The sequence below is a fragment of the Pseudomonas sp. ZT5P21 genome (assembly GCF_054897785.1).
The window spans coordinates 5,093,508-5,116,250 of sequence record NZ_CM142705.1 but is presented as its reverse complement, the minus strand read 5'-3'; the positions used below and the strand labels follow the sequence as shown (position 1 = coordinate 5,116,250).

The following is a 22,743-nucleotide window of genomic DNA, read 5'->3' as shown; positions in this document are numbered from 1 at the left end:
ATTCCTGGCGGCGTAATCGCCCCGGCGTCTGCATCTTCGAAATGTGGCTACCGGGCGGCATTAAACCTGCTGCGCGGCGTAGATAAAAGTACCTTGGCTGCAATAAATCCGGCGAACGCGCCAAACAGATGCCCTTCGAAGGAAACACCCTGACGTGGAAGAAAGCCAAAGACCAGGCCGCCATACAGCAGCGCCACGATGCTGGCGATGATCAGGTTGCCCCAGCTCCTGTGGAGCCAGGCGCGGGACAGCAGGTACGCCCACAGTCCGAAAATCCAGCCGCTGGCGCCGATGTGTACGCCTGAAAACCCGAAAAGCCAGACCAGCGAGCCGCCCAGCAGAACAATGATCGCGCTGACGGCGATGAACCGTTTGACCCCGTCGATCAGGACCAGCGTACCCAGAATCAAAAACGGAATCAGGTTGGCGCTCAGGTGCGCAAAGGACGCGTGCAAAAAGGGCGAAGTGACGATGCCGCCCAGCCCGTAGAGCGTTCTTGGCATCAGGCCAAAACCCATAAGGCTGTAGCCGGTCGCGACATTGAGCAGTTGCAGCGCCACCATGAAAATGGCCAGGCCGGCGATTGTCTTGAAACCCTTCAGGGCATCCATCCGTGACCTCTTATCGATGAAAACCGCAGCGCATATCCATTAGTGGGAGCGGGCTTGCTCGCGATAGCGGAGTGTCAGGCGTAACAATCGCCTGACACTCCGCTATCGCGAGCAAGCCCGCTCCCACAGGTTGCGTAGGGTGGCTCAATTACTCGGCTTTTTTCTTCAGACGCTCAAGAATCGCGTTGGCGCTGCCGGTATCCGGCGTGATGCCCGCTTCGCGAAGCTTGCGCTCCAGGTCGGTGCCGGTCGACGCATCGGCCAGTTGATCGTGAGCTTCCAGTTCAGCGGCGCGTTGCTGCTGCTTGGCCTGCAAACGGTTCAACGTACCGACCGCCGTTTCCAGTTTGCCATTGGCACCGCCACTGGCGATGGACGCGCTGACCTGGGCTTTCTGTACGCTGTCACGTGCCTTGGCCATGTCCACTTGCTGGCGCAGGCTTTTGATGCGGCTTTCGGCCTTGCTGATGTCTTTGCGCATGTTCTCCGCGTAACCGCCGAATTCGGCGGCCTGCTTTTGCTCGACATCCAGTTCGTTGGTCAGGGTCGAAATGGCTTCGGCCACTTCCAGCGCCAGGTCTTCACGGTTGGCCTGGATTGCGGCCATGGCCTTTGATTCCAGGTCCTTGATCTTGGCGTTGTATTCGCTGACGCGATCGGCCGATAGTTTGTGCTTGGCCATGATGGTGACCAGCTCACGCTTGGCGTTGGCCAGTGCGCTGTCGGCATCGCGGATTTCCTGGTCGAGGATGCGCAGGGCCTGTTGGTCGGCGATTGATTCGCCGACTTCGTTGGCACCGCCACGCAGCGCGGTGAACAGTTTGCTCCAGACGGACTGAGTCATTGGATATTCCCGAAGAATTAGTTGAAGAAACGTTCGAAGGCTTCGCTGGCGCGCTGGACGTTGTCGACGAGGGTTTTAACCTCTGTCACGATGTTCGTCAGGCTGGAGTCGGAGCTCAGTGCGCCGAACATGTTGTAAACAATCTGCCCGTTAGGCATGGACTCAATGCCGATCGACGACAGCGGGAACAGCTCCCGGCTGCGCAGCACAGCGTCATTGAACCCCGGCACGTCTTTGATCGACTCGACGTCGACCAGTACGGTATCGACGATGATCTGATCGCCCACCACCGCGATGTAAATCGGCAAGCCACCGAAGTCGTTCATTTCCAGCTTGATGCTGGACTCGGAGCCTTGAATCAGGGAGAGGTTGATGTCGTTCGAGGCCACTTCGTCCAGGGCTTGAAGGGCGCTGTAGAGGCGATCGATGTTCCAGTTATTACCTGCGCTCATGTAATTCTCCGACATGAATGAGCCAGCCAGAATCGGTTGGCGTAGCTGTTTCTCCATCTGCTTGAGCAGGCTTCGATTTTCGGGAAGCACCCAAGTCTCGTGTTTCACATAACCAGCGGCACCCAGCCCCGCGCGCATTTGCTTCATGTAGAAGCTCGACGGTTTTTTCGCGGTCGGTTTCGAGCGCTCTCCCTTGCGGCTCGCTGAATCGGTCACAGACCCGGAAGGCGGATCTGATGGAGAGCTGCTGTTCATGATGCTGGCCTCGTTGTGAAAAAACTCACGCGTGAGAAACACTACAGGCAATTCCTGCGACCCTCAATAGCTCACGCGTGAGATTTTTTGCAGGACGAAATTGTGGGAGCGGGCTTGCTCGCGAAATCGGTTAATCAGTCGGCATCAATGCTGACTGACCTACCGCGTTCGCGAGCAAGCCCGCTCCCACAGGTACTCTTTTAGTTGGCGAGGAACTCGTCGGTCGATACTACACTGGCGTACGCAAAACCCAGGGCCGACATGAAGGCCGCGTGAACGTGGGCGGCCGGAACGGTGAGGCCGTTGAACTCCAGATCACGGGAGGCACAGGCGTCGTGGATCACGGTGACGGTGTAACCGAGGTCATTGGCGGCGCGGGTGATGCCATCAACGCACATGTGGCTCATGCTACCGACCACGACCAGTTCCTGGATGCCTTGCTCGTCGAGGATCGACTTCAGTTCGGTTTCGCGGAACGAGTTGACGAAGTGCTTGAGCACCACCGGTTCATCGGCGCGGTTGAGGACTTTGGGGTGCAGCTTCGCGCCTTCGGAGCCCGGGGTGAAAAAAGGCGCTTCGTCGGAAGTGAATTCGTGGCGGATGTGCACCACTGAATCACCAGCATCACGAAAAGTCTTGATCAGGCGTACGGCGTTGTCCGCAGCCGCGTCGGCCCCGACCAGCGGCCATTTTCCTTGAGGGAAGTAGTCGTTTTGGATATCGACTACGATGAGTGCTTGCTTGGCCATGGCTGTTTCCTCGAAGTGTGTGTTGGTGTGGAATGAAGTATCGGGTCTGGCAGGCCGTCCGAGGATTGGCCGCACCGACAATAGAAGGGGGAAAACTGACAATGGACGCACAAAGGGCAATCGCCGAGCTGGGCGTGCTGATTTATCCGGGCGCGCAGATGGCGGCGGTGCACGGGCTGACGGACTTGTTCGAGGTGGCGAACCGGATTGCCGCCGAGTATCAGGCTGCGCAGTTGCCGCTGCTGCGGGTCAGCCATTGGCAAGTCGATGGCGATCAGCCGCCCAGGCGCGTCTACGACAGCCATCCCGCCACAGACGTTGCGCTGGTGGCGGTGTTGATCCCGCCGTCGATTGGCGGTTTTTCCGAAGGCCAGGCGCCGCAAGGCTTGCTGAGCTGGATTCGTCAACAACACGCACAAGGAGCGACTCTCGGCGGCGTTTGCGTGGGCTCGATTCTATTGGCCGAAAGCGGCCTGCTCGACGGCCGTAGCGCCACTACCCACTGGACCTCGGCCAAGGCCTTCGTCGAGCGTTACCCGGCGATCAAACTCAAGGCCGATACACCGATTGTCGACGACGGCGACCTGATTACCACCGCCGGGTTGATGGCCTGGTCCGAGCTGGGGTTGCGTCTGGTGGACCGGCTGCTGGGGCCGAGCATCGCCACCGGCACGGCGCGTTTTCTGGTAGTCGAACACAGCGACAGCGCGAGCGAATGCGGCAGTAATTTTTCACCGATTCTCAGCCATGGCGACGCCTCGATTCTCAAGGTTCAGCATTGGCTGCAAGGCACCGGGGCGACTGATGTGTCTTTGACGGCGATGGCTGAACGGGCAGGGCTGGAAGAGCGCACCTTTCTGCGGCGATTCCGAGCGGCGACCGGGTTGAAACCCACCGAGTACTGCCAGCACCTGCGGGTCGGCAAAGCCCGTGAAATGCTTGAGTTCACCAACGGCACTATCGATCACATTGCCTGGACCGTGGGCTATCAGGACCCGAGCGCCTTTCGCGCGACGTTCAAGAAGATAACCGGGTTGGCGCCGAGTGATTATCGGGCGCGGTTTGGAGTGACGCCGACTGCCGGAACCCGGTAGGCGCAACACCCGAAATCCCTGTGGGAGCGAGCTTGCTCGCGATGGCGGTAGGACAGTTAAGATTGATATGACTGACACGCCGCTATCGCGAGCAAGCTCGCTCCCACAGAGGACGTGCGCAAGGCTGTGATCTTGCAAAATGCCGGAGTTGAAAGAATCGTCGTGCAGAATAAAACAGGCTTAGTGCCATCGCGCCCGCCGCAACTGGCTGATTTTGGAAACGTTTCACTCCAGTCCCGCTTGGCCTGATCTCTGCACCCGTTCCACTACATTCAGCCGATTGAAGGGGGACGCATGACCCCGACAAACCGCAAGAAACTGGTGGTCGCCCATTCGGTGCGGCCCGATGCACCACAGCACGAAGTCGAAACCAATCGCGCGCTGGCCCGTTGGCTGGCGCATATCCTCGGTCTCAAATACGGCGGCAGTTACGACCCCGACCATCACAGCGGTCGTGACCTTTATCTTTTACCGACCCAAACCCTGGTCGGCGCCGCTGCCGCACAACAGTTGGGTGTTAGAGGGCCGGACGATTTATGGGGCGGCTACGTCGACTATGACTTCATCTGCACCAAAGCCATCAGCCACGGCCTGCGCAACAAAAATGCCCATGCACCCCAGGGGTGGTCGCCGTTGTTCTCCGAACGGGTGCGCAGCGTGGTGCTTGATGGCCTCAGCGTGTTTTCCCTTACTGATGCGCGTCCTGCGGCGGAGCATTTGCTCTACAGCGGCCCGATTCGATTAAAACCGATTCATGCGTGCGCCGGGCGCGGTCAGGAAGTCATCCAAAGCCTCGACCAGTTCGATGCCGTTCTCGCCAGAGACGACGCCGACGTGCTGTTCACCGAAGGCGTGGTGCTGGAACAGGACCTGACCGACGTGGTGACCCACAGCGTCGGCCAAAGCTTCATCGGCGATAAAGTGCTGAGCTACTGCGGTGATCAATACTTGACCAATGACGGTCAGGGCGAGCAAGTTTATGGAGGGTCGAACCTGCTCGTGGTGCAGGGTGGCTACGACGATCTGCTCGGACTGGACCTGCCGGATGATGTGCGATTGGCGATCCGGCAAGCACAGGTGTTCGACAACGCGGCGGACGAGGCCTATCCCGGTTTCTACGCGTCGCGGCGCAACTACGACATTGCGCAAGGCCTGGACAGTGAAGGCCAGCCGCGCAGTGGCGTGCTTGAGCAATCCTGGCGCATGGGTGGCGCCAGCAGCGCGGAAGTGGCGGCGTTGCAGAGTTTCGTCAACGACCCGGGTATACGCGCAATCCGCGTGTCTTCGGTGGAAACCTACATCGATCAGGCACTGCCGACGGACGCCATCGAGGTGTACCGCGGGCCGGCGCAAAACAGTGAATTTCTTCTCAAGTACGTAACGGTCCAACCCTATGACGGCTAGAAGCGAAACCATTCAGATCGACATCGACGATGAACAGATGAGCGGGACGTTTCTCAGCCCCAAGTCGAAGGTCCCCGGTGTGCTCTTCGTGCACGGCTGGGGTGGCAGTCAGGAGCGCGACCTTGAGCGTGCCAAAGGCATCGCGGGTCTGGGCTGCGTTTGCCTGACGTTCGATTTGCGCGGGCACACTGGCGGCACCGGCATTTCTCTCACGCGGGTCACCCGCGAAGACAACCTGCGCGACCTGCTGGCAGCGTACGACCGATTACTCGCGCATCCGGCCCTGGATACTTCGGCGATTGCCGTGGTCGGTACCAGTTATGGCGGTTACCTGGCGTCGATCCTGACGTCATTGCGACCCGTACGCTGGCTGGCGCTGCGAGTGCCGGCGCTGTATCGCGACGAGCAATGGCATACGCCCAAACGCGATCTGGACAAGATGGATTTGCGTGATTACCGCCGTACGCTGGTTCGCGCCGACACCAATCGTGCGCTGCATGCCTGTTCGCAATTTACCGGCGATGTGCTGTTGGTCGAGTCTGAGTCCGACGAATACGTGCCACACGCGACGATCATGAGCTACCGCGCCGCATGCCAGCAGACACATTCGCTGACCCACCGGATTATCGACGGCGCCGATCACGCGTTGAGCGAGCCGGTTTCGCAACAGGCGTACACCTCGATTCTGGTGGACTGGATTACCGAAATGGTGGTGGGTGAGCGGTTGAGCATCATTCAATCCAAATGATCTGTGGCGAGGGAGCTTGCTCCCTCGCCACAAGTGCAGCTATCACTTGGGTTTTTTCGAGATCCGCAGCGACTTGGCTTTCGCTTCGACGATCAAATACATCACCAAGGTAATCAACAACGGCAAGATGAAGTAAATCGCCCGATACGCCAGCAACCCGGCCACCAGACTGCCTCGCGATGCCTCATGCTGCAACAACGCCACAAACACCGCTTCCAGCACACCAAGTCCCGCCGGAATGTGCGTGATGACCCCGGCGATCGCACTGATCAGCAGCACCCCCAGCACCAGTGGATAATCCAGTTTGCTCGGCAACAAGGTAAAAATCACCGCGGCCATCAACGACCAGTTCAGCGCCCCCAGTGCCAATTGCAACATCGCCATGCGCAAGGAAGGCAGGTTGATTTCCACGCCACGAATCGACCACTCTCGTCGTGCGGAAAACCGGCACGCCGCCAGGTATCCTGCGCTGACCAGCAACAACAAAATCCCCACACCCTGCAACGCGCCACTGCTGAGTTTCCATCCCGGCGGCATGCGCACCAGACCGCTGCTGAACACAGCACCGGCAATCACCATGTACCCGAACCAGTTCGTCGCCAGGCTCAGGCCGAGGATTTTCGCGATGTTGCTTTTGCTCACCCCTAGTCGTGAATAAAGGCGATAGCGCATGGCGACGCCGCCTACCCAAGCGCTGAGGTTGAGGTTGAATGCGTAGCTGATGATGCCCACCGGCAGGATCTGCTTCCAGGTCAGGTCCTGACGAATGTAGGTGCGGCCGATCAGATCGAAGCAGGCGTACACCAGAAAACTCACCATCGTCAGCCCGGATGCAATGATCAGCGTGCGCACTTTGAAATTGGCGAGGGTGTCGAACACCTCGTTCCATTCGATGCGCTGGGCGAGCATCGTGAACAGGACGATTAGCGCGAAGAAAAACAGCATCGTCAGCGGTTTTTTCCAGCGACTCCAGCGTGTTCTTTTTATCGAGGCGGGTGTCGGGTTGTCGGCGTGAGGCGCCGAATGGATTTCAGCGCGGCTCATCATGATCGCTCCCCGCAGGATGGGTGAAGGGTTTCAGGCGCGGCTTGTGCGCCGGTAGCCAGCCGGCCCAGGCCGGGAAATGTCGCAGGAAGTGAAACACCAGAAAACCGACAGTCATGTGCCAAACCCGTCCGCGGGGGGATTTGTCCGCAGACATGGCTTTGCAATGGTTGTTGCTCAGCATTTCGAGGCGTTCGAACAAATCGCGGTTGAAGGCGCGATCTCGGATCAGCACGTTGGCTTCCAGGTTCATCGACAGGCTTAGCGGGTCGAGGTTGCTCGAACCGACGGTGCTCCAGTCTTCGTCCACCAGCGCGACTTTGCCGTGCAGCGGGCGCTCGCAATATTCGTGAATCTGCACGCCGGCCTTGAGCAGGTAGTCATAGGTCATGCGCGCCGCCAGTTTGGCCACCATCATGTCCGGCTGCCCTTGCAGAATCAGCCGTACATCGACACCACGGCGAGCGGCGTTGCGAATCTCGCGCAGCAGGCGATAGCCCGGGAAGAAGTAGGCATTGGCGATGACCACGCGGCGCTGGGCACTGCGCAGTACTTGTCGATAAACCTCTTCGATGTCGGTCTTGTGATCACCGTTGTCGCGGTACACCAGACGAACCTGGCCATCGTGGTCGCTGAAGGCCAGTTCCGAGCGCCGCTGCCGGCGGCGTTGCCACCAGTATTTCGCGCGGGCCGGGCGACCGCTTTGCAGCAGCGCGAAATGATGAATGTCGGCCACCGCCGGGCCTTGCACTTCAACCGAGTAATCCTGCTTGGCCTCAGGGCCGAAGTCAGCCAGATGGTCGGCGGAAAAGTTGATCCCTCCGACGAACGCAATCGTGCCGTCGACCACCACGATCTTGCGGTGCAGGCGTCGGAACCAGTTGGTGCGGATGCCCAGCCGCTTCGGTGCCGGGTCAAAAATTTGCAGGCGCACGCCGGCCTCGCTCAACGCTGAGAGATACTCGGTGCCCAACTCGCCACAGCCAAACCCGTCGAAGCTGGCGGTAACACGCACGCCCCGTCGCGCCGCATCGATCAGCACTTGCTGCAGCTCATTGCCGACCTTGTCCTCGAACACAATGAACGTTTCCAGAAGGATTTCAGTCTTGGCCTGGCGCATGGCGTCGAATACCCGCGGGAAATACTCTTCGCCATTTTCCAGCAATTCCACCAGGTTGTTGCCCTGCCAACCGTATTCAGCGTCGGCCACGCCGGGCTCACGAATCGGTGGGTTGGTGGGTACATGTTCCACGGTGGTTTTTTCCATCGGTGCGCTGCTCATAGTTCGATCTCCACCGATAGCGGTGCGTGGTCGGAAAGGTGTGACCAGGGTCGTGCCGCCAGAACTTTCGGTCGGCTGGCCTTGAGGTTGCGCACGTAGATGCGGTCCAGGCGCAAGGCTGGCATTCGTGCCGGAAAACTGCGCGCCGGTTTGCCGTGGTGTTCGGCGAAGACCTCGCGCAAACCACAGGGCTTGAGCAGCGCATCGGCGCGCTGGCGCCAGTCGTTGAAGTCGCCAGCGACAATCACCGGCGCATCGCTCGGCAATTCTTCGAGACGCTGGGCGAGCAGCTTCAGCTGTTCATTGCGATGGGTTTCGCGCAACCCCAGATGGACGCAGATCGCGTGCACTTCCGGGCCGTCGCCGGGCAGGCGCAACACGCAATGCAGGATGCCGCGGTTCTCGTGGCCACTGATGGACACGTCGAGGTTGTCGTGACGAATGATCTGGAATTTCGACAGCAGCGCATTGCCGTGGTCGCCCGCCGGGTAGACCGCGTTGCGCCCGTAGGCGAATTGCGGCCACAGCGTGTCGGCGAGGAATTCGTACTGTGGAATCGCCGGCCAGTTGCTGTAGCGGCTGGGATGATGCTCGTGCGTGCCGTGGACTTCCTGCAAAAACACCACATCGGCGGACACGCTGCGCACCGCTTCACGCAGTTCAGGCAGGATGAAACGCCGATTGAGCGCGGTAAACCCTTTGTGCGTATTGACCGTCAGCACGGTGAAGCGGCGCACGGCGATCATGGTATGTGGCTGATCATCGGTGGCGCGCAGCGGCTCGGGCCCATTCATGCGAGCACTCCTTCGGCAGCAGGCTCGCCGGGTGCCGTGGTGAGGTCTTTGTCGAGATGGAAATGCTCAAGCAAGCGGCGCGCATCGTAGGGCGCGCGAACCTTGATGTCGTTGTCGAAATAGCAGAACACTTCGCGGGATTTAAGCGCCTTGGGCTTTTGCCGCGGTGCGATCAGTTGCGGGTCTGGCGGTTGCCGGCCATGGTTCCAGGCTTCGATCCGGTCGCCCCAGCGGTCCAGCGCTTCGGGGGTGTAACCGCTGGCATAGAGTTCTTCGGCACCGTGCAGGCGCAAGTAGACGAAGTCGCTGGTGAGGTCTTCGCGGTACGGCCATTTGCCGGCGGTGTCGGCGATGACCAGAGCGACGTTGTAGCGTTTTAGCAGGCGGACAAACGCCGGGTCGATAAAGGTTTCGTTCCTGATCTCGACGGCATGACGCAAGGGCTTTTTCTTGTACGCCTTCACGCTGGCGTGCCCGTGTAGGTGCGAGTCATGCTGGCGGGCGAGGGCGGCGGCCTGCTGGGTGTTCCGGGGCAATTGTTCGAGGAAGTTTTCGAACAGCTCGACGTCGAATTTGAAGTTCGGCGGAAATTGCCAGAGGATCGGGCCGAGTTTTTCTTTGAGCTCCAGGACCCCGGAGGCAAAGAAATTTGCCAGGGGAGTGTGGATATCTCGCAGTCGTTTGATGTGGGTGATGAACCGTGGGGCTTTGAGGCTGAAGATGAAGTCCGCCGGGGTTTCGGCGTACCACTCGGTGTAACGTTCGGGCCGTTGCAGGGCGTAAAACGATCCATTGATTTCGATGCTGTTGACCGCCCGGGACGCGAATTGCAATTCGCGTCTCTGGGTCAGCCCCTTCGGGTAGAAATCCCCCCGCCAGGGTGTGTAGCGCCAGCCTGAAATACCAATGTGAATCGCCGCCATGTCGCCTCCTGTCTGCTGGTCCTCGGTTGCACCCGTCTTTTGATGACTGCGGGGCAAGCGAGAAAGTTTCCACGGGACTACGGACGGCACACGCTCAAAAGAACACCGCTGACTAATGTGGGAGCGGGCTTGCTCGCGAAAGCGACGGCACATTCAACATCGATTTGTCTGAAATACCGCCTTCGCGAGCAAGCCCGCACCCGAATGCGAACTGTGTCACCTGTTATCTCGCGGTGAAAACCGAACTTGCCGGGCGTTTGCCAATCAGTTCCTTACAGACCCTTTTCAAGGAGCTTCCCGTTTTGCTCAAGTTCAAGACCGCGATACTGCTGGGGGTGTTGCTGATTTCAGGCAGCAACGAGCTGGAAGCTGCCACGCTGCCGGGTGTTCCTGCCGCAGCCGCGGAACAGGCAAAACCTGAACCACTGGTCCAGGGCGGCCTGCTCGGGGCGATCAGCTCAAGCATCGACGACGTGCAGGACAAACTCGACCTCGACGAAAACCTGGTCGACGCCTGGCGCCTGCGGGCGGATCGGGCAGCGGATGAAGTCGACAAACTGGTGAATCAGCCCTCGTCTCGTTCACCCATGAGTGTGGTCGGCGATTTTCTGTTGTTGTCCGCCGTCTGGCTCGGTGTTTTTGCCTTGCTCACGGTGCTCGGCGGACTGCTGGATAAACGGTTGAGTGAAGGGCGTTTTTTTCGAAAGCGACAACGCAATCAAGACCTGCTTGGCTACCTGCTGCCGTACACGATTCCAGCGTTGATCTGCCTGCCACTGACTTTATACGTTAGCCATTTTCTGCCGAACTCGGTGGGCCGTGCATTGGCCCTGTGTTTCGCCTACGCCACCAGCAGCGGTATTTTCTCCACCTCGATATTCTTGTGCGTGATCGTCATGTTCAACACCGGCCACAAGCGCCGCGCGGTGCAGATCATCCGTGATTACTGCCCCAAGCCGCTGTTTCTGATCGGTTTCCTCGCGGCGCTCAGCGACGCACTGACCAGCCCGCAGATCGCCCGGCAACTGGGCGGCAACATTACCAGCAGCATCGCGGTATTTACCGGTCTGTTTGCTTCGATCATTTTTGGACTACTGGTGATTCGCCTGAGGCGTCCGGTGGCGCACCTGATCCGCAACCGGCCGCTGGCGCAGCGCTTGAAACAGCCTTCGTTGCAGGAATCCCTGCGGATCTTTTCCGGGCTCTGGTACTGGCCGATTCTGCTGATGGTGATGGTCTCGGCGATCAACCTGATCGGCGTCGGCGAGGACAATCAGAAAGCCCTGCGCTGCGCTTTGTTTACGACCATTCTGCTGATCGCCACGGTGTTCCTCAGCACGATTTTCCAGCACCTGTTCAGATCCCTGAAAGCCAACGCGAACCGGCGAAGCAGTGCTTACAAGGAACGGTTTCTCAGTTTGCTGCACGCGCTGTTGCGAATCGTCACGGCTGTGGCGTTTATCGAAATTCTAGGGCGGATCTGGGGCGTGTCGCTGTTCGAGTTCGCCGAGCGCAACTCAGTGGGCCGGGCGATCAGTGAGTCGCTGAGTAGCATGGGCTTGATCTTTCTGGTGACCTGGTTGCTGTGGGTGGTGCTCGACACGGCGATTCAGGAAGCTTTGAAACCGCCGATCAATAAACGCACGACGCAGCCCAGTACGCGGGTCAAAACCATCCTGCCGCTGTTGCGCAACGCGATCAAAATCATCCTCGTGGTGATATGCGCGATCACCACTATGGCCAACCTCGGGATCAACGTCGCGCCATTGCTGGCCGGTGCAGGTGTGGTCGGTCTGGCCATCGGTTTTGGCTCGCAGCAACTGGTGCAGGACGTGATCACCGGCCTGTTCATTATCATTGAGGACACGCTGTCGATCGGCGACTGGGTGGTGCTCGACTCCGGGCATGCCGGCACCGTCGAAGGCCTGACCATCCGTACGTTGCGCCTGCGCGACGGCAAGGGGTTTGTGCACTCGGTGCCGTTCGGCCAGATCAAGGCCGTTACCAACCAGTCGCGCCAATTCGCGTATGCGTTCTTCTCGGTGCAGTTCACCTATGACACCGACGTGGACAAGGCCATCGAGTTGATTCGTGAGGCGGGAGATTCTATCCGTGACGACGCGTTTCTCAAGTACAACCTGCAAGGGCCACTGGACGTATTCGGCGTCGACAAAATGGACCTCAATGGGGTGGTGTTGACGGCGCAGTTCCGCACCGTATCGGGTGGGCAGTATGCGGTGAGTCGGGCATTCAACCAGCGCTTGAAAAAGCTTGTGGATAACAGCCCGTGTGTGCATTTCGCGCAGACTTATCCACAGCAGGTTTTGCTACCGAAGCGGGGGGTGGATGAGCGGGTGGATGACGGGGCGCAGCAGGAGCATTCGTCGGTGTTGCTGCCGGATCAGTCGAGTGCTCAATGATTTTTATCGGCAGTGATGGCCTCTTCGCGAGCAAGCCAGCACCCACAGTAAATCTTCAGCGAACACAGCATTTGTGCACGACTGGGATCTACTGTGGGAGCGGGCTTGCTCGCGAAGAAGCCGGCCCAGACACCATCAATGCCGGGTCAGTTTATGTTGTATTTCGATCGTCGATTCCACCCAGAACACCGGCTTGCCGGCGATCTCGGCAGCGACCGGCAAGCCATCGCGATACACCAATCGATTACTCGCCAGCGCCGGTACTTTCGCGCCGGGTAATAGCGTGCCCGCCAGGTTCAACGGATCAACCCCGCACACGGCGATCAGACTCCCGTCATGTGCCCGTCGCCGCACTTCCCGCAGCAACGGAATCGCCTCAGGCAAGGCAAATTGCTCACCGGCGAGACCACTGACAAACCGCCCACCGCGAATCTCGCCTCGCGCCTCCAGCCGATGGAACGTGCGCAGCAATTCGCGCCAGCTCGGCAACCAATCCGCTTCGCGCTCCAGCAGGCGCCAGAACACCACGCCGTAGCGCCGAAGCAGTGTCATCGCGATGTGTTCCAGAGTCCCGTTCGGCGTCGGTGCCGGACGTTTGTTATCCACCCCCGGCGCGGGTGGCCCGCGTCGGAGCAAGGCCCAGCGCCCGGCATCGTCCATGCCGCCGATAAACGCTCCTCGTCCGCGTCGACTGCTGCGGGCCTGGCGTTTACTCGCCGGCGTGATCAACGCCCGCAAACCGGCAAAGCTGTCAGCGTTCACCAGTCCGGCGCCGACCAGTTCCTGCAAGGCAATTTCCAGCTCCGCGCGCAGCAGATGAGCCTCATGAATCAACTCATCGAAAAACAACGCACCGTGCTGGCTGAGGGCTTCGTAAGCCTTTTGCGTTTTCGGCGTCAGTTCGCTGACCGGTGTCTGCTCGGTCAGTGCGCTCCACAACCCGACCTGACTGCGCGGCAGCAACACAATGGGCGTGCTGCGCAACGCGGTGCTGGCGCTTTTGTTGCGCGCAGTCAGGCGCGTCCAGACCAGTTTGCCGCTGCGGCACAGGTCATCCAGCCAACTGGCCGAATAACCTTTGATTCGCATCGGCAGAATGTCGCTGTCCCAGGCGGAGGCCGCGGCGGGGTAGCCTTCGAGTTGACCGACAATCGCCGGCAACACGGCGCTGCCCTGGCCCTGAGTCGCCGCAGAAAGATGCTGCCAGTCGAACAGAAAACGCATGAAATCCTGCAACGCCACCGGCTCGATTTCCCGCCGCAGGCGCTTGACCGTGTAGCGATGAATCCGCGCCAGCAGATGCCGTTCGCACCATTCCTGCTGATCGGCGTCGGGAGTGAATTGTCCGCGCAACACATAACCTTCGCCTTCGAGTTGCGCCAGCGCCTGGGTGATTTGTGTCAGAGGTAATCCCAGAGGTTCGGCAATCGCGCTCAGCGGCAACGGACCAAAAGCGCTGAGCCGCGCGCGGATGACTTCCAGCACCGCCTCGTCAGGCTCCCACACTTCGTCGAATCCCGGCAGCGCCACCAGCGGTGGCAACAATTTCCCCTGTGGATAAATAGCCCGCAGGCAAGTCAGTCGTTCAAGCGCCAGCCACAGTGATCGCTCTGCATCGACCTGCAAGCGACTGGCGCGACCGCCTTCGGCAAGTGCTTTCAGCCAGTCGAGCCACTGCGGACTGGCCTGCGCCTCGGCATCGCTGATGCACGAGAGACTCATCAGTGCCTCATGCATTTCATCAATGCCGGTCGGCGTCGGCCAGGCCTCATCGCGCACCGCTTGAATCGCTTCAGTATCCAGCGCACCGAGGTCGTCGGTGGATTGCGGATCGGTCCAGCGACGGTTGAGCACGGCTTGGGTGCGGCGCTCTTCGAGTGGCGCGTCGTCGAGAAAGGTGTAAGGCCGGGCGCTGAGAATTTCGGCGGCCAACGGCGAGGGCGCCGGCAGGTCGCGGCTGATCAGGCGAACGTCGCCGCTTTCCATGCGCCGCAGCAACGCCAGCCAACCTTCGCAATCCATGGCTTCGTGGAGACAGTCGTCGAGGGTCTGTTCCACCAGTGGGTGCTCGGGAATCTCGCGTTCGCCAGCGAGGTTTTCCACGCAGGCGATCTGGTCGGGAAACACGCTGGCGATCAGGTCTTCGCTTTTCATCCGTTGAATCTGCGGCGCGACTTTGCGACCGCCGGTGTAACGCGGCAGCGCCAGCGCGACCCCGGCATTCCAGCGCCAGCGCACGCCAAACAGCGGTGCATCGAGCACCGCTTGAATCAGCAGGTGCTCGGCGCTGTTGCTGTGCAGGTAGCGCCAGACGTCATCGAGATCGAAGCTGTGGCTGGTGGACAGCGACAGGACGATGGCGTCCTCGCTGGCGGCGGCCTGTAATTCGAAATTGAAGGTGCGGCAGAATCGCTTGCGCAAGGCCAGGCCCCACGCGCGATTGATACGGCTGCCGAACGGCGTGTGGATGATCAGTTGTGTGCCGCCTGACTCGTCGAAAAAACGCTCCATCAGCAGCGTGTCCTGCGAGGGTAGAGCGCCTAATGTCAGGCGTGCCCGGGCGAGGTAATCCACCAGTTGTTCGGCGCTGGCGAGGTTCAGATCGAGGGTGTCGGTCAGCCAGTCGAGGGCGGGCTGCAAGTTGCCGGGCGTGGCGCCAAGCAGGTCGTCGAGTCGGGCTTGCAGACGCGCTACGGCGAAGGACAGTTCTGCACTGCGCCCCGGTGCTTCACCGAGCCAGAACGGGATGGTCGGCGGCTGGCCGTGAGCGTCCTCGACCCGGACCTTGCCGGTGTCCACCCGCAGGATTCGGTACGAGGTATTGCCCAACTGAAAGATATCGCCAGCGATGCTTTCCACGGCGAAGTCTTCGTTGACGCTGCCGATGTTCAGCCCTTGCGGTTCCAGCAGCACGCTGTAGTCAGCGTTGTCGGGGATGGTGCCGCCGCTGGTCACGGCGGTCAGTTTACTGCCCCGGCGACCGCGCAACGTGCGAGTCACGGCGTCGCGGTGAAGGTACGCGCCGCGGATGCCCTGACGCCCGTGGTAGCCTTCGGCGAGCATCTGCAGCAGTGCCTGATAATGTTTTTCGTCGAGGTTGGCGTAGGGCGAGGCTTTGCGGAACATCCCCAGCAGCGCTTGCTCTTGCCATTCCTGGCAACTGACCTCGGCGATGATCTGTTGGGCCAGCACGTCCAGCGGGGCTTCAGGGATCTGCAGCGTGTCGAGTTCACCGCGGCGCACGCAGTCGAGCAGGGCGGTGCATTCGATCAGATCGTCGCGGGTGGTGGCGAACAAGCGGCCCTTCGGCATGCCGCCGACCTGGTGGCCCGAGCGGCCGACCCGTTGCAGAAAACCGGCAATCGAGCGCGGCGAAGCGATCTGGCAGACCAGGTCGACATCGCCAATGTCGATCCCCAGTTCCAGCGACGCCGTGGCGATCAGCACTTGCAGGTCGCCGCGCTTGAGCCGCTGTTCGGCGTCGAGTCGGAACTCCTTGGCCAGGCTGCCGTGGTGGGCGGCGACCGCTTCCTTGCCGAGGCGCTCGCTCAAATGCCGGCTCAGGCGTTCGGCCAAACGCCGGGTGTTGACGAAAATCAGTGTGGTGCGGTGTTCCCGAGCAAGGACGGCGAGGCGATCGTAGACCAGTTCCCAAACGTCGTTGGCCATCACCGCCGACAGCGGCACCAGTGGTACTTCGATGCCCAGATCCCGGGGACGGGCGTGACCGATGTCGATGATTTCGCATTCGCGGTCACGTCCCACCAAAAAGCGTGAAACCGCTTCAATCGGTTTTTGTGTGGCGGACAGGCCGATGCGCATCAACGGTGCTGTGCACAACGCCTGCAAACGTTCCAGGCTCAGGGCCAAATGACTGCCGCGTTTGCTGGCGGCGATGGCGTGGATTTCGTCGACGATTACCGTGCGCGTGGTGTTGAGCATTTGCCGGCCGGAGTCGGAGCCGAGCAGCACGTAAAGGGATTCCGGGGTGGTGACCAGAATGTGCGGTGCGGTTTTGCGCATTGCCGAGCGGTCTTTTTGTGGCGTGTCGCCGGTGCGTACAGCGGTATTGATCTGCAGCTCGGGCAAACCCATCGCACGTAACTGTTCCGTGATGCCGGCCAGCGGGTTTTGCAGGTTGATCTGGATGTCGTTGGACAAGGCTTTGAGCGGCGAGACGTAGACCACCAGCGTTTCGTCAGGTAAACCGCCTGCGGTTTCCAACCCACGATGAACCAGATCGTCGATGACGGCGAGAAACGCGGTGAGGGTCTTGCCGGAGCCGGTGGGCGCGGCGACCAACGTCGAACGGTGCTGACGGATCAGCGGCCACGCCCGGGCCTGGGCGGCGGTAACCGTCGCAAAGGTGTTGCTGAACCAGGCGCTGACGGCGGGGTGAAAGCCGTTCAGGGCACTGTCTGCGGGGATGGGCAGGTTCATGAAGCAATTTATGCGGGCGGGGTGGGGAAGATGCAAGTACCGCTCAAAACCTTCGCCGATGCTGAGGGCTCCATCGCGAGTAAGCTCGCTCCCACAGGGGATTTGCGGCGCACACAAATCCAATGTGGGAGCGAGCTTGTTCGCGATGGGGCCATTTGCAGCACCACAAATACCCGGGATCTACACTTTACGGATGACGGTTGCACACTAAACCCGCAAAATGCAACGATTCCGGCATCTATCGACGGCATCGCCGCGAGCGATGTCGATTAAGCCATTGTTCCAATCAGACTGGGCCTGCTGACTCTATGCGAATGCGCCTTATGTTATTGGGCGGGGGAAATGCCCTTGGGCAGGCGCTGATTCGCCTCGGTGCGGAGGAAGACATCGGCTTCCTCGCCCCCCGCCCACCGCAAGACGGCTGGGATGCCGCGAGCCTGACGCAACTGCTCGACGACACGCGCCCGGACGCGCTGATCAACCTCGCCTACTACTTCGACTGGTTCCAGGCGGAGACGGTCAGCGAGCAACGTCTGGCCGGGCAGGAGCGCGCCGTAGAGCGCCTGGCCGAACTGTGCCAGCACCACAACATCGTTCTGCTGCAACCCTCGAGCTATCGCGTATTCGACGGCTCCCGGGCGACGGCCTACAGCGAAAAAGACGAGCCGGTGCCTTTGGGCCTGCGCGGTCAGGCCTTGTGGCGGATCGAGCAAAGCGTGCGCGCGACCTGCCCGCAACATGTGTTGCTGCGGTTCGGCTGGCTGCTCGATGACAGCCCCGACGGCACCCTTGGGCGTTTCCTGTCCCGTGCCGAGAAACCGGAAGAACTGTTGATGGCCGACGACCGTCGGGGCAATCCGACACCGGTGGACGACGCGGCTCGGGTGATCATTTCCGTGCTCAAGCAACTCGATTGCGCGGCGCCGCTGTGGGGCACCTACCACTACGCCGGCCACGAGGCGACCACGCCGCTGGCGCTGGGGCAGGCGATCCTCACCGAAGCACGCAGCCTTCACGAACTGGCCATCGAAGCGCCGACCGCCCAGGCGCACGCCGCGCGACCGGACGCTGCCGAAGAGCCACAACACGCGGTGCTGGCCTGCAAAAAAATCCTTCACACCTTCGGGATCAAGCCCCGCGCCTGGCGTGCGGCACTCCCGGCCTTGCTGGACAGGTTCTATCGCCATGGCTGACGGCCCTGTATTAATCACCGGCGGTGCCGGTTTCATCGGCTCGCACCTGACCGACGCCTTGCTCGCCAAGGGCTACTCGGTGCGGATACTCGATGACCTTTCCACTGGCAAGCGCAGCAACCTGCCGCTGGATAACCCTGGCGTCGAGCTGATGGTCGGCGACGTCGCCGATGCGGCGCTGGTCGCCAAGGCGATGGCAGGTTGCAGTGCGGTTGCGCATCTGGCAGCGGTGGCTTCGGTGCAGGCCTCGGTGGACGATCCGGTGAGGACGCACCAGAGCAATTTCATCGGCTCGCTGAATGTTTGCGAAGCCATGCGCGAGACCGGCGTCAAGCGCGTGCTGTTTGCGTCCAGCGCGGCGGTCTACGGCAACAATGGTGAAGGCGAGTCGATCAATGAAGACACGCCCAAGGCACCGTTGACACCGTACGCTTCAGACAAGTTGGCCAGCGAATATTACTTCGATTTCTACCGTCGCCAGCATGGGCTGGAACCGGTGATTTTCCGTTTCTTCAACATCTTTGGCCCACGCCAGGATCCATCCTCGCCGTACTCCGGGGTGATCAGCATTTTCAGCGAGCGGGCGCAGAACGGCCTGCCGATCACCGTGTTCGGCGACGGCGAGCAGACGCGGGATTTTGTGTACGTCGAGGATCTGGTCGAGGTGCTGGTGCAAGCCATCGAGAAACCGCAGGTTGAAGACGGCGCAGTCAATGTTGGCTGGAACCAGGCCACCAGCCTCAGGCAAATGCTTGAAGCGCTGAAAGTGGTGGTCGGTGAATTGCCGCTCGTGACTTATGGTCCGGCGCGCTCCGGTGATATCCGCCATTCACGAGCGAACAACCAGCGGTTGCTGGAGCGTTTTGCGCGCCCGAAGCAGACGCCGATGAGTGTCGGCCTGGCACGGTTGTTGGGCCGCTGAGTTTTTCGCGGTAATAGAAAAGGCGCCTTTTTTGAAGGCGCCTTTTTTTGCAGCTCGTTCCCACCACGTGAACGATATTTAGAACTTGTAACCCAGACCCACCATGTAGATGAACGGATCAACATCCACGTCGACCTTGGCCCGAGTGCCCGGTGCAACGGCGTTGTTTTCAACGGTCGCGGTGGTATCGATGTCGATGTAGCGCACTTGGGCGTTGAGCAGGATGTTGTCGGTGATCATGTAGTCGGCACCGACCTGAAACGCCATGCCCCACGAGCTATCTGCCTTGAAGTTGCTGAAGCCGTTGGCCTGGGCTTCGCTGCCGACGTGTTCGTCGTAAATCCAGGTGTAGTTGATACCGGCGCCGACATAGGGCTGGAACACGGATTTCGCATCCAGTGGGTAGTACACCACGCTCAGGGTTGGCGGCAGATGTTTCAGGGTGCCGAGCTTGCCGTTGGCCGCGCCCAGGGCGGTGCCTTTGAGCTTCACGTCGTGCTCGAATGGCGAGGCGGCGAGCAACTCGATCCCCCAGTGGCTGTCGATCATGTAAGCGAAGTTCAGACCCAGTTGCGTGTCACTGCTCATGGTGGCTTTGCCACCCAGATCGGCGCCTTTCAGCGGGCCTTGATCGACCTTGACGCTGGAGCTGTCGGCTTTCGGGTTGACGGTGATTGCACCGGCACGAACGAGGATGTCGCCGGCTTCGTGCGCATTGGCGAGAGGGGCTGCGAGCGCGAGGGCAAACAGCGAAGCGCTGAGCAATGACTTGTGCATGGGGGCTCCAAAGGACGTTAAAAATGTTTGATGTCCAATGGTACGGAGCCGTCTGGTCCGGTCTTTTGACTCAGCTCAATGAAACAGTGATGGGGCGGTTTTTTGCGGAACCTTTGAGGACCCCATCGCGAGCAAGCTCGCTCCCACAGGGGATTTGTGTCGATGTGCAGATCCAATGTGGGAGCGAGCTTGCTCGCGATAGCTGTCGGCCAAACAACACACAACTATCGGATTCACTCCGGCAGTTCATACACATAAATCTTGTCCGCCTCCATCTGATACCCCGCATCCGCCAATTCGCTGGTCGACGCCTTGACCTGCAATGCACCCTCGATCCAGTACGGCTGATACAACTCATCCAGCTTCACGCCGACTTCGCTTTTTACATGCACGATCTGGTTCGACGGCGGTGGCGGCACATGGATGCAGGCGCCGAAATACGGCACCAGCAGAAACTCCGTAGTGCGACCTTCTTCGCTCACTTCCAGGGGTACGATGTAGCCCGGCAGGCGAATGTTCTGACCGTCGAGGTTTTTCACCACTGGCGCGTTCGGCATGTCCTGTTTGGCCGCGGGTGCCGACTCCGCAGACAACGTGCTGCTCATTTGCGACATGTCGTGCAGTGGTGTCATGTTCGGCACTTCCGGCATGGCGTCCGGCGGGATCATTTCCGACCAGGTCAGCTCTTTCGGCTCGGCCGCCCACAGCGGCAGGGCAACCAGCATCAACAGCGCAAGCAGAGCGCGGGGCATCATTAACGTCCTCATAGTCGGATCGACAAACCGTCGGCCAGAGATTGGCGATACGCGCGCCAGGCCGGCACGCTGCCCATCAGCAGCGCGGCGATCAGAATGCCACCGAGCAGCGTCCATTCATATTCACTGGGCCAGGCCAGCGGCAGATATAAACCGTAATTGGCCTGCACATAACCCTGAGCGGCAGCGATGCACACGTAAAGCAGCACCACGCCGGCAATCACCCCCGACAACGCCAGCGCGAACGCCTCCAGCACCAGCAACGTTGCGATGTGCCACGGACGAGCGCCCACCGAGCGCAGAATCGCCATCTCGCGCCGGCGTTCATTCAGGCTGGTGAGAATCGCCGTGAGCATGCCGATCAACCCGGTCAGCACCACGAACAGCGAAACCACAAACAGCGCTTTTTCCGCCGTACTCATCAAACTCCACAGCTCTTGCAGCGCGACGCCCGGCAGGATCGCCAGCATCGGTTCGCCGCGGAATTCGTTGATCTCACGTTGCAAGGCAAAGGTTGAAATCTTGCTGTTGAGACCGAGCATGAACGCGGTGATCGCTTGTGGCGTCAGGTCCATGTTGCGCGCTTGATCGGCGCTGATGCGACCGTTGCCGCGTGCCGGCACGCCGTTGTGCCAATCGACGTGGATCGCTTCCATACCGCCAAGGCTGATGTGCAGCGTGCGGTCCACCGGGGTGCCGGTGCGTTTGAGAATGCCGACGACGGTGAACGGTTTGTCGTCGTGTTTGACCAGGCTGATCACCGCCACGCCGTGGGCCAGCACCAGCTTGTCGCCGAGTTTGTAGTGCAGTGCATCGGCGACTTCGGCGCCCAGCACCACTTCAAATGGATCGGTGGCGAAGGCGCGACCATCGGACAACTCCAGGTGTTGTTGCCGCCCATACTGGTAATGCTCGAAGTATGCCTCGGTGGTGCCCATCACCCGATAACCGCGATGAGAATCGCCGAGCGACATCGGGATCGCCCACTTCACTTTCGGGTTGTTGGCGAAATGCTCGAAACTGTCCCAACGAATGTTGTTGGTGGCGTTGCCGATGCGAAACACCGAGTACAGCAACAGGTTCACCGATCCCGAACGCGCGCCGACGATCAGGTCAGTGCCGCTGATGGTGCTGGCGAAACTGGCCTTGGCTTCGGTGCGCACTCGCTCCACGGCCAGTAGCAGGCAGACCGACAGGGCGATGGCGAATGCAGTGAGGATCGCGGTGAAGCGGCGGTTAGCCAGGCTGGCCATGGCTAGACGAAACAAATACATCTCAGACCTCTGCAGACGTGGCGGCGCGATTGAGATCGGCCAGCGACAGGTGACGATCGAACAGCGGCGCGAGGCTCTGGTCATGGCTGACAAACAACAGGCTCGACCCGGCTTCGCGGCATTCGGCGAACAGCAGGCGAATGAAGTTTTCGCGAGCGTCGTAATCCAGGGCCGAGGTCGGTTCGTCGGCGATCACCAGTTCCGGCTGACCGATCAAGGCGCGCGCGGCGGCCACCCGTTGTTGCTGACCGATGGACAGCGAATCGGCGCGGCGGCTGAGGATACTGTCATCCTTCAGGCCCAAGTGAGCGAGCAAGGTGGCAGCGGCTTGATCGACGCTGCCGTGGCGCTGGATTGCCCGTTCGGCGCGCAGTCTGGAGAAGTGGCAGGGCAATTCGACGTTCTCGCGCACCGAGAGAAACGGCAGCAGGTTGAACTGCTGGAAGATGTAGCCAGTGTGATCGACCCGGAAACGATCACGCGCGCCGGCGCCGAGTTCGGTCAGTTCCTGGCCGAGCAGGCGAATGCTGCCGCGATCGGGCTTTTGCACACCACCGAGCAGGCCGAGCAGGGTGGTCTTGCCGCTTCCGCTCGGGCCTTTGAGGAACAGGGTTTCACCCGGTTCCAGACGAAACGCCGGGATGTCCAGCAGCGGCGGGTGACCGGGCCAGCTGAAGCCCAGGTCGGACAGTTCGATGAGTGCTTGGGTCATGTGAAACCGGTTAGAAAGGTGGTGAACCCTGTGGGAGCGAGCAAGCCCGT

General features: G+C 60.5%; 19 protein-coding genes. 6 read left to right on the top strand and 13 right to left on the bottom strand.

Annotated features, from left to right (window positions below; translation table 11 throughout):
* Nucleotides 1–47: 47 nt before the first annotated feature.
* The 4 genes from ACYZT9_RS23800 to ACYZT9_RS23785 form a co-directional block, all read right to left on the bottom strand.
* On the bottom strand, nt 48–611 hold the full coding sequence (locus tag ACYZT9_RS23800) for a rhomboid family intramembrane serine protease (RefSeq protein ID WP_462007689.1): 564 nt from the start codon (nt 609–611) through the stop codon (nt 48–50).
* Between the two features lie 148 nt (nt 612–759).
* On the bottom strand, nt 760–1,455 hold the full coding sequence (locus ACYZT9_RS23795) for a PspA/IM30 family protein (RefSeq protein WP_462007688.1): 696 nt from the start codon (nt 1,453–1,455) through the stop codon (nt 760–762).
* A gap of 17 nt (nt 1,456–1,472) precedes the next feature.
* Nucleotides 1,473–2,054: a YjfI family protein gene (locus ACYZT9_RS23790; RefSeq protein WP_462007687.1), complete on the bottom strand. Its 582-nt coding sequence runs from the start codon at nt 2,052–2,054 to the stop codon at nt 1,473–1,475.
* Nucleotides 2,055–2,362: 308 nt separating this feature from the next.
* Entirely contained in the window at nt 2,363–2,911 is a 549-nt protein-coding gene (locus tag ACYZT9_RS23785; RefSeq protein ID WP_462007686.1) for a cysteine hydrolase family protein, read from the bottom strand.
* A 101-nt stretch (nt 2,912–3,012) separates the two neighbouring features.
* Between ACYZT9_RS23785 and ACYZT9_RS23780 the strand changes: the two genes are divergently transcribed.
* The 3 genes from ACYZT9_RS23780 (at nt 3,013) to ACYZT9_RS23770 (ending at nt 6,157) form a co-directional block, all read left to right on the top strand.
* Nucleotides 3,013–4,005, top strand: a complete 993-nt coding sequence (locus ACYZT9_RS23780) for a GlxA family transcriptional regulator (RefSeq protein ID WP_462007685.1) — start codon at nt 3,013–3,015, stop codon at nt 4,003–4,005.
* Nucleotides 4,006–4,299: 294 nt separating this feature from the next.
* The gene (locus ACYZT9_RS23775) at nt 4,300–5,409 is read left to right on the top strand and encodes a DUF3182 family protein (RefSeq protein WP_462007684.1); all 1,110 of its coding nucleotides are present in this window, start codon (nt 4,300–4,302) and stop codon (nt 5,407–5,409) included.
* Nucleotides 5,399–6,157: an alpha/beta hydrolase family protein gene (locus tag ACYZT9_RS23770; RefSeq protein WP_462007683.1), complete on the top strand. Its 759-nt coding sequence runs from the start codon at nt 5,399–5,401 to the stop codon at nt 6,155–6,157. Before ACYZT9_RS23775 ends, ACYZT9_RS23770 begins: the two co-directional genes overlap by 11 nt.
* A gap of 42 nt (nt 6,158–6,199) precedes the next feature.
* Here ACYZT9_RS23770 and ACYZT9_RS23765 read toward each other — a convergent pair whose 3' ends face one another.
* Genes ACYZT9_RS23765 through ACYZT9_RS23750 form a run of 4 tightly spaced genes read right to left on the bottom strand, consistent with a single transcriptional unit; the run spans nt 6,200 to nt 10,200 of the window.
* A complete protein-coding gene (locus ACYZT9_RS23765; RefSeq protein ID WP_462007682.1) occupies nt 6,200–7,201 on the bottom strand; it encodes a lysylphosphatidylglycerol synthase domain-containing protein in 1,002 nt (333 codons plus the stop codon).
* Entirely contained in the window at nt 7,188–8,483 is a 1,296-nt protein-coding gene (clsB, locus tag ACYZT9_RS23760; RefSeq protein ID WP_462007681.1) for a cardiolipin synthase ClsB, read from the bottom strand. The genes ACYZT9_RS23765 and clsB overlap by 14 nt, the downstream gene beginning before the upstream one ends.
* A complete protein-coding gene (locus ACYZT9_RS23755) occupies nt 8,480–9,277 on the bottom strand; it encodes an endonuclease/exonuclease/phosphatase family protein (protein WP_462007680.1) in 798 nt (265 codons plus the stop codon). The genes clsB and ACYZT9_RS23755 overlap by 4 nt, the downstream gene beginning before the upstream one ends.
* Nucleotides 9,274–10,200 (bottom strand): DUF72 domain-containing protein, encoded by a 927-nt coding sequence (locus ACYZT9_RS23750; protein WP_462007679.1) that lies wholly within the window; start codon nt 10,198–10,200, stop codon nt 9,274–9,276. The genes ACYZT9_RS23755 and ACYZT9_RS23750 overlap by 4 nt, the downstream gene beginning before the upstream one ends.
* 302 nt (nt 10,201–10,502) lie before the next feature.
* On the opposite strand from ACYZT9_RS23750, the gene ACYZT9_RS23745 reads away from it, so the two are divergent.
* Nucleotides 10,503–12,620 carry a mechanosensitive ion channel family protein gene (locus ACYZT9_RS23745; RefSeq protein ID WP_462007678.1) on the top strand — a complete coding sequence of 706 codons (2,118 nt, stop codon included), beginning with the start codon at nt 10,503–10,505 and terminating at the stop codon, nt 12,618–12,620.
* Nucleotides 12,621–12,755: 135 nt separating this feature from the next.
* Here the strand turns inward: ACYZT9_RS23745 and ACYZT9_RS23740 are convergent, their stop codons facing one another.
* Nucleotides 12,756–17,060, bottom strand: coding sequence for a DEAD/DEAH box helicase (locus ACYZT9_RS23740; RefSeq protein ID WP_462007677.1), 4,305 nt, complete (start codon nt 17,058–17,060; stop codon nt 12,756–12,758).
* A gap of 308 nt (nt 17,061–17,368) precedes the next feature.
* On the opposite strand from ACYZT9_RS23740, the gene ACYZT9_RS23735 reads away from it, so the two are divergent.
* Nucleotides 17,369–18,253, top strand: coding sequence for a sugar nucleotide-binding protein (locus ACYZT9_RS23735; protein WP_462007676.1), 885 nt, complete (start codon nt 17,369–17,371; stop codon nt 18,251–18,253).
* Entirely contained in the window at nt 18,246–19,175 is a 930-nt protein-coding gene (locus tag ACYZT9_RS23730; protein ID WP_462007675.1) for an NAD-dependent epimerase/dehydratase family protein, read from the top strand. The genes ACYZT9_RS23735 and ACYZT9_RS23730 overlap by 8 nt, the downstream gene beginning before the upstream one ends.
* A 78-nt stretch (nt 19,176–19,253) precedes the next feature.
* Here ACYZT9_RS23730 and ACYZT9_RS23725 read toward each other — a convergent pair whose 3' ends face one another.
* The 4 genes from ACYZT9_RS23725 to ACYZT9_RS23710 form a co-directional block, all read right to left on the bottom strand.
* On the bottom strand, nt 19,254–19,952 hold the full coding sequence (locus ACYZT9_RS23725; protein WP_462007674.1) for an OmpW/AlkL family protein: 699 nt from the start codon (nt 19,950–19,952) through the stop codon (nt 19,254–19,256).
* A 233-nt stretch (nt 19,953–20,185) separates the two neighbouring features.
* On the bottom strand, nt 20,186–20,704 hold the full coding sequence (locus ACYZT9_RS23720) for a DUF3299 domain-containing protein (RefSeq protein WP_462007673.1): 519 nt from the start codon (nt 20,702–20,704) through the stop codon (nt 20,186–20,188).
* Between the two features lie 11 nt (nt 20,705–20,715).
* Entirely contained in the window at nt 20,716–21,981 is a 1,266-nt protein-coding gene (locus tag ACYZT9_RS23715; protein ID WP_462007672.1) for an ABC transporter permease, read from the bottom strand.
* A 1-nt stretch (nt 21,982) separates the two neighbouring features.
* Complete coding sequence (locus ACYZT9_RS23710) at nt 21,983–22,693, bottom strand: ABC transporter ATP-binding protein (RefSeq protein ID WP_462007671.1); 711 nt, start codon at nt 22,691–22,693, stop codon at nt 21,983–21,985.
* Nucleotides 22,694–22,743: the final 50 nt, after the last annotated feature.

Excerpts from the sequence above, each read along its gene's own strand:
- ACYZT9_RS23800 (WP_462007689.1), bottom strand. The coding sequence starts at position 611 with ATGGATGCCCTGAAGGGTTTCAAGACAATCGCCGGCCTGGCCATTTTC.
- ACYZT9_RS23795 (WP_462007688.1), bottom strand. The coding sequence starts at position 1,455 with ATGACTCAGTCCGTCTGGAGCAAACTGTTCACCGCGCTGCGTGGCGGT.
- ACYZT9_RS23790 (WP_462007687.1), bottom strand. The coding sequence starts at position 2,054 with ATGAAGCAAATGCGCGCGGGGCTGGGTGCCGCTGGTTATGTGAAACAC.
- ACYZT9_RS23785 (WP_462007686.1), bottom strand. The coding sequence starts at position 2,911 with ATGGCCAAGCAAGCACTCATCGTAGTCGATATCCAAAACGACTACTTC.
- ACYZT9_RS23780 (WP_462007685.1), top strand. The coding sequence starts at position 3,013 with ATGGACGCACAAAGGGCAATCGCCGAGCTGGGCGTGCTGATTTATCCG.
- ACYZT9_RS23775 (WP_462007684.1), top strand. The coding sequence starts at position 4,300 with ATGACCCCGACAAACCGCAAGAAACTGGTGGTCGCCCATTCGGTGCGG.
- ACYZT9_RS23770 (WP_462007683.1), top strand. The coding sequence starts at position 5,399 with ATGACGGCTAGAAGCGAAACCATTCAGATCGACATCGACGATGAACAG.
- ACYZT9_RS23765 (WP_462007682.1), bottom strand. The coding sequence starts at position 7,201 with ATGAGCCGCGCTGAAATCCATTCGGCGCCTCACGCCGACAACCCGACA.
- clsB (WP_462007681.1), bottom strand. The coding sequence starts at position 8,483 with ATGAGCAGCGCACCGATGGAAAAAACCACCGTGGAACATGTACCCACC.
- ACYZT9_RS23755 (WP_462007680.1), bottom strand. The coding sequence starts at position 9,277 with ATGAATGGGCCCGAGCCGCTGCGCGCCACCGATGATCAGCCACATACC.
- ACYZT9_RS23750 (WP_462007679.1), bottom strand. The coding sequence starts at position 10,200 with ATGGCGGCGATTCACATTGGTATTTCAGGCTGGCGCTACACACCCTGG.
- ACYZT9_RS23740 (WP_462007677.1), bottom strand. The coding sequence starts at position 17,060 with ATGAACCTGCCCATCCCCGCAGACAGTGCCCTGAACGGCTTTCACCCC.
- ACYZT9_RS23735 (WP_462007676.1), top strand. The coding sequence starts at position 17,369 with ATGCGAATGCGCCTTATGTTATTGGGCGGGGGAAATGCCCTTGGGCAG.
- ACYZT9_RS23730 (WP_462007675.1), top strand. The coding sequence starts at position 18,246 with ATGGCTGACGGCCCTGTATTAATCACCGGCGGTGCCGGTTTCATCGGC.
- ACYZT9_RS23725 (WP_462007674.1), bottom strand. The coding sequence starts at position 19,952 with ATGCACAAGTCATTGCTCAGCGCTTCGCTGTTTGCCCTCGCGCTCGCA.
- ACYZT9_RS23720 (WP_462007673.1), bottom strand. The coding sequence starts at position 20,704 with ATGCCCCGCGCTCTGCTTGCGCTGTTGATGCTGGTTGCCCTGCCGCTG.
- ACYZT9_RS23715 (WP_462007672.1), bottom strand. The coding sequence starts at position 21,981 with ATGTATTTGTTTCGTCTAGCCATGGCCAGCCTGGCTAACCGCCGCTTC.
- ACYZT9_RS23710 (WP_462007671.1), bottom strand. The coding sequence starts at position 22,693 with ATGACCCAAGCACTCATCGAACTGTCCGACCTGGGCTTCAGCTGGCCC.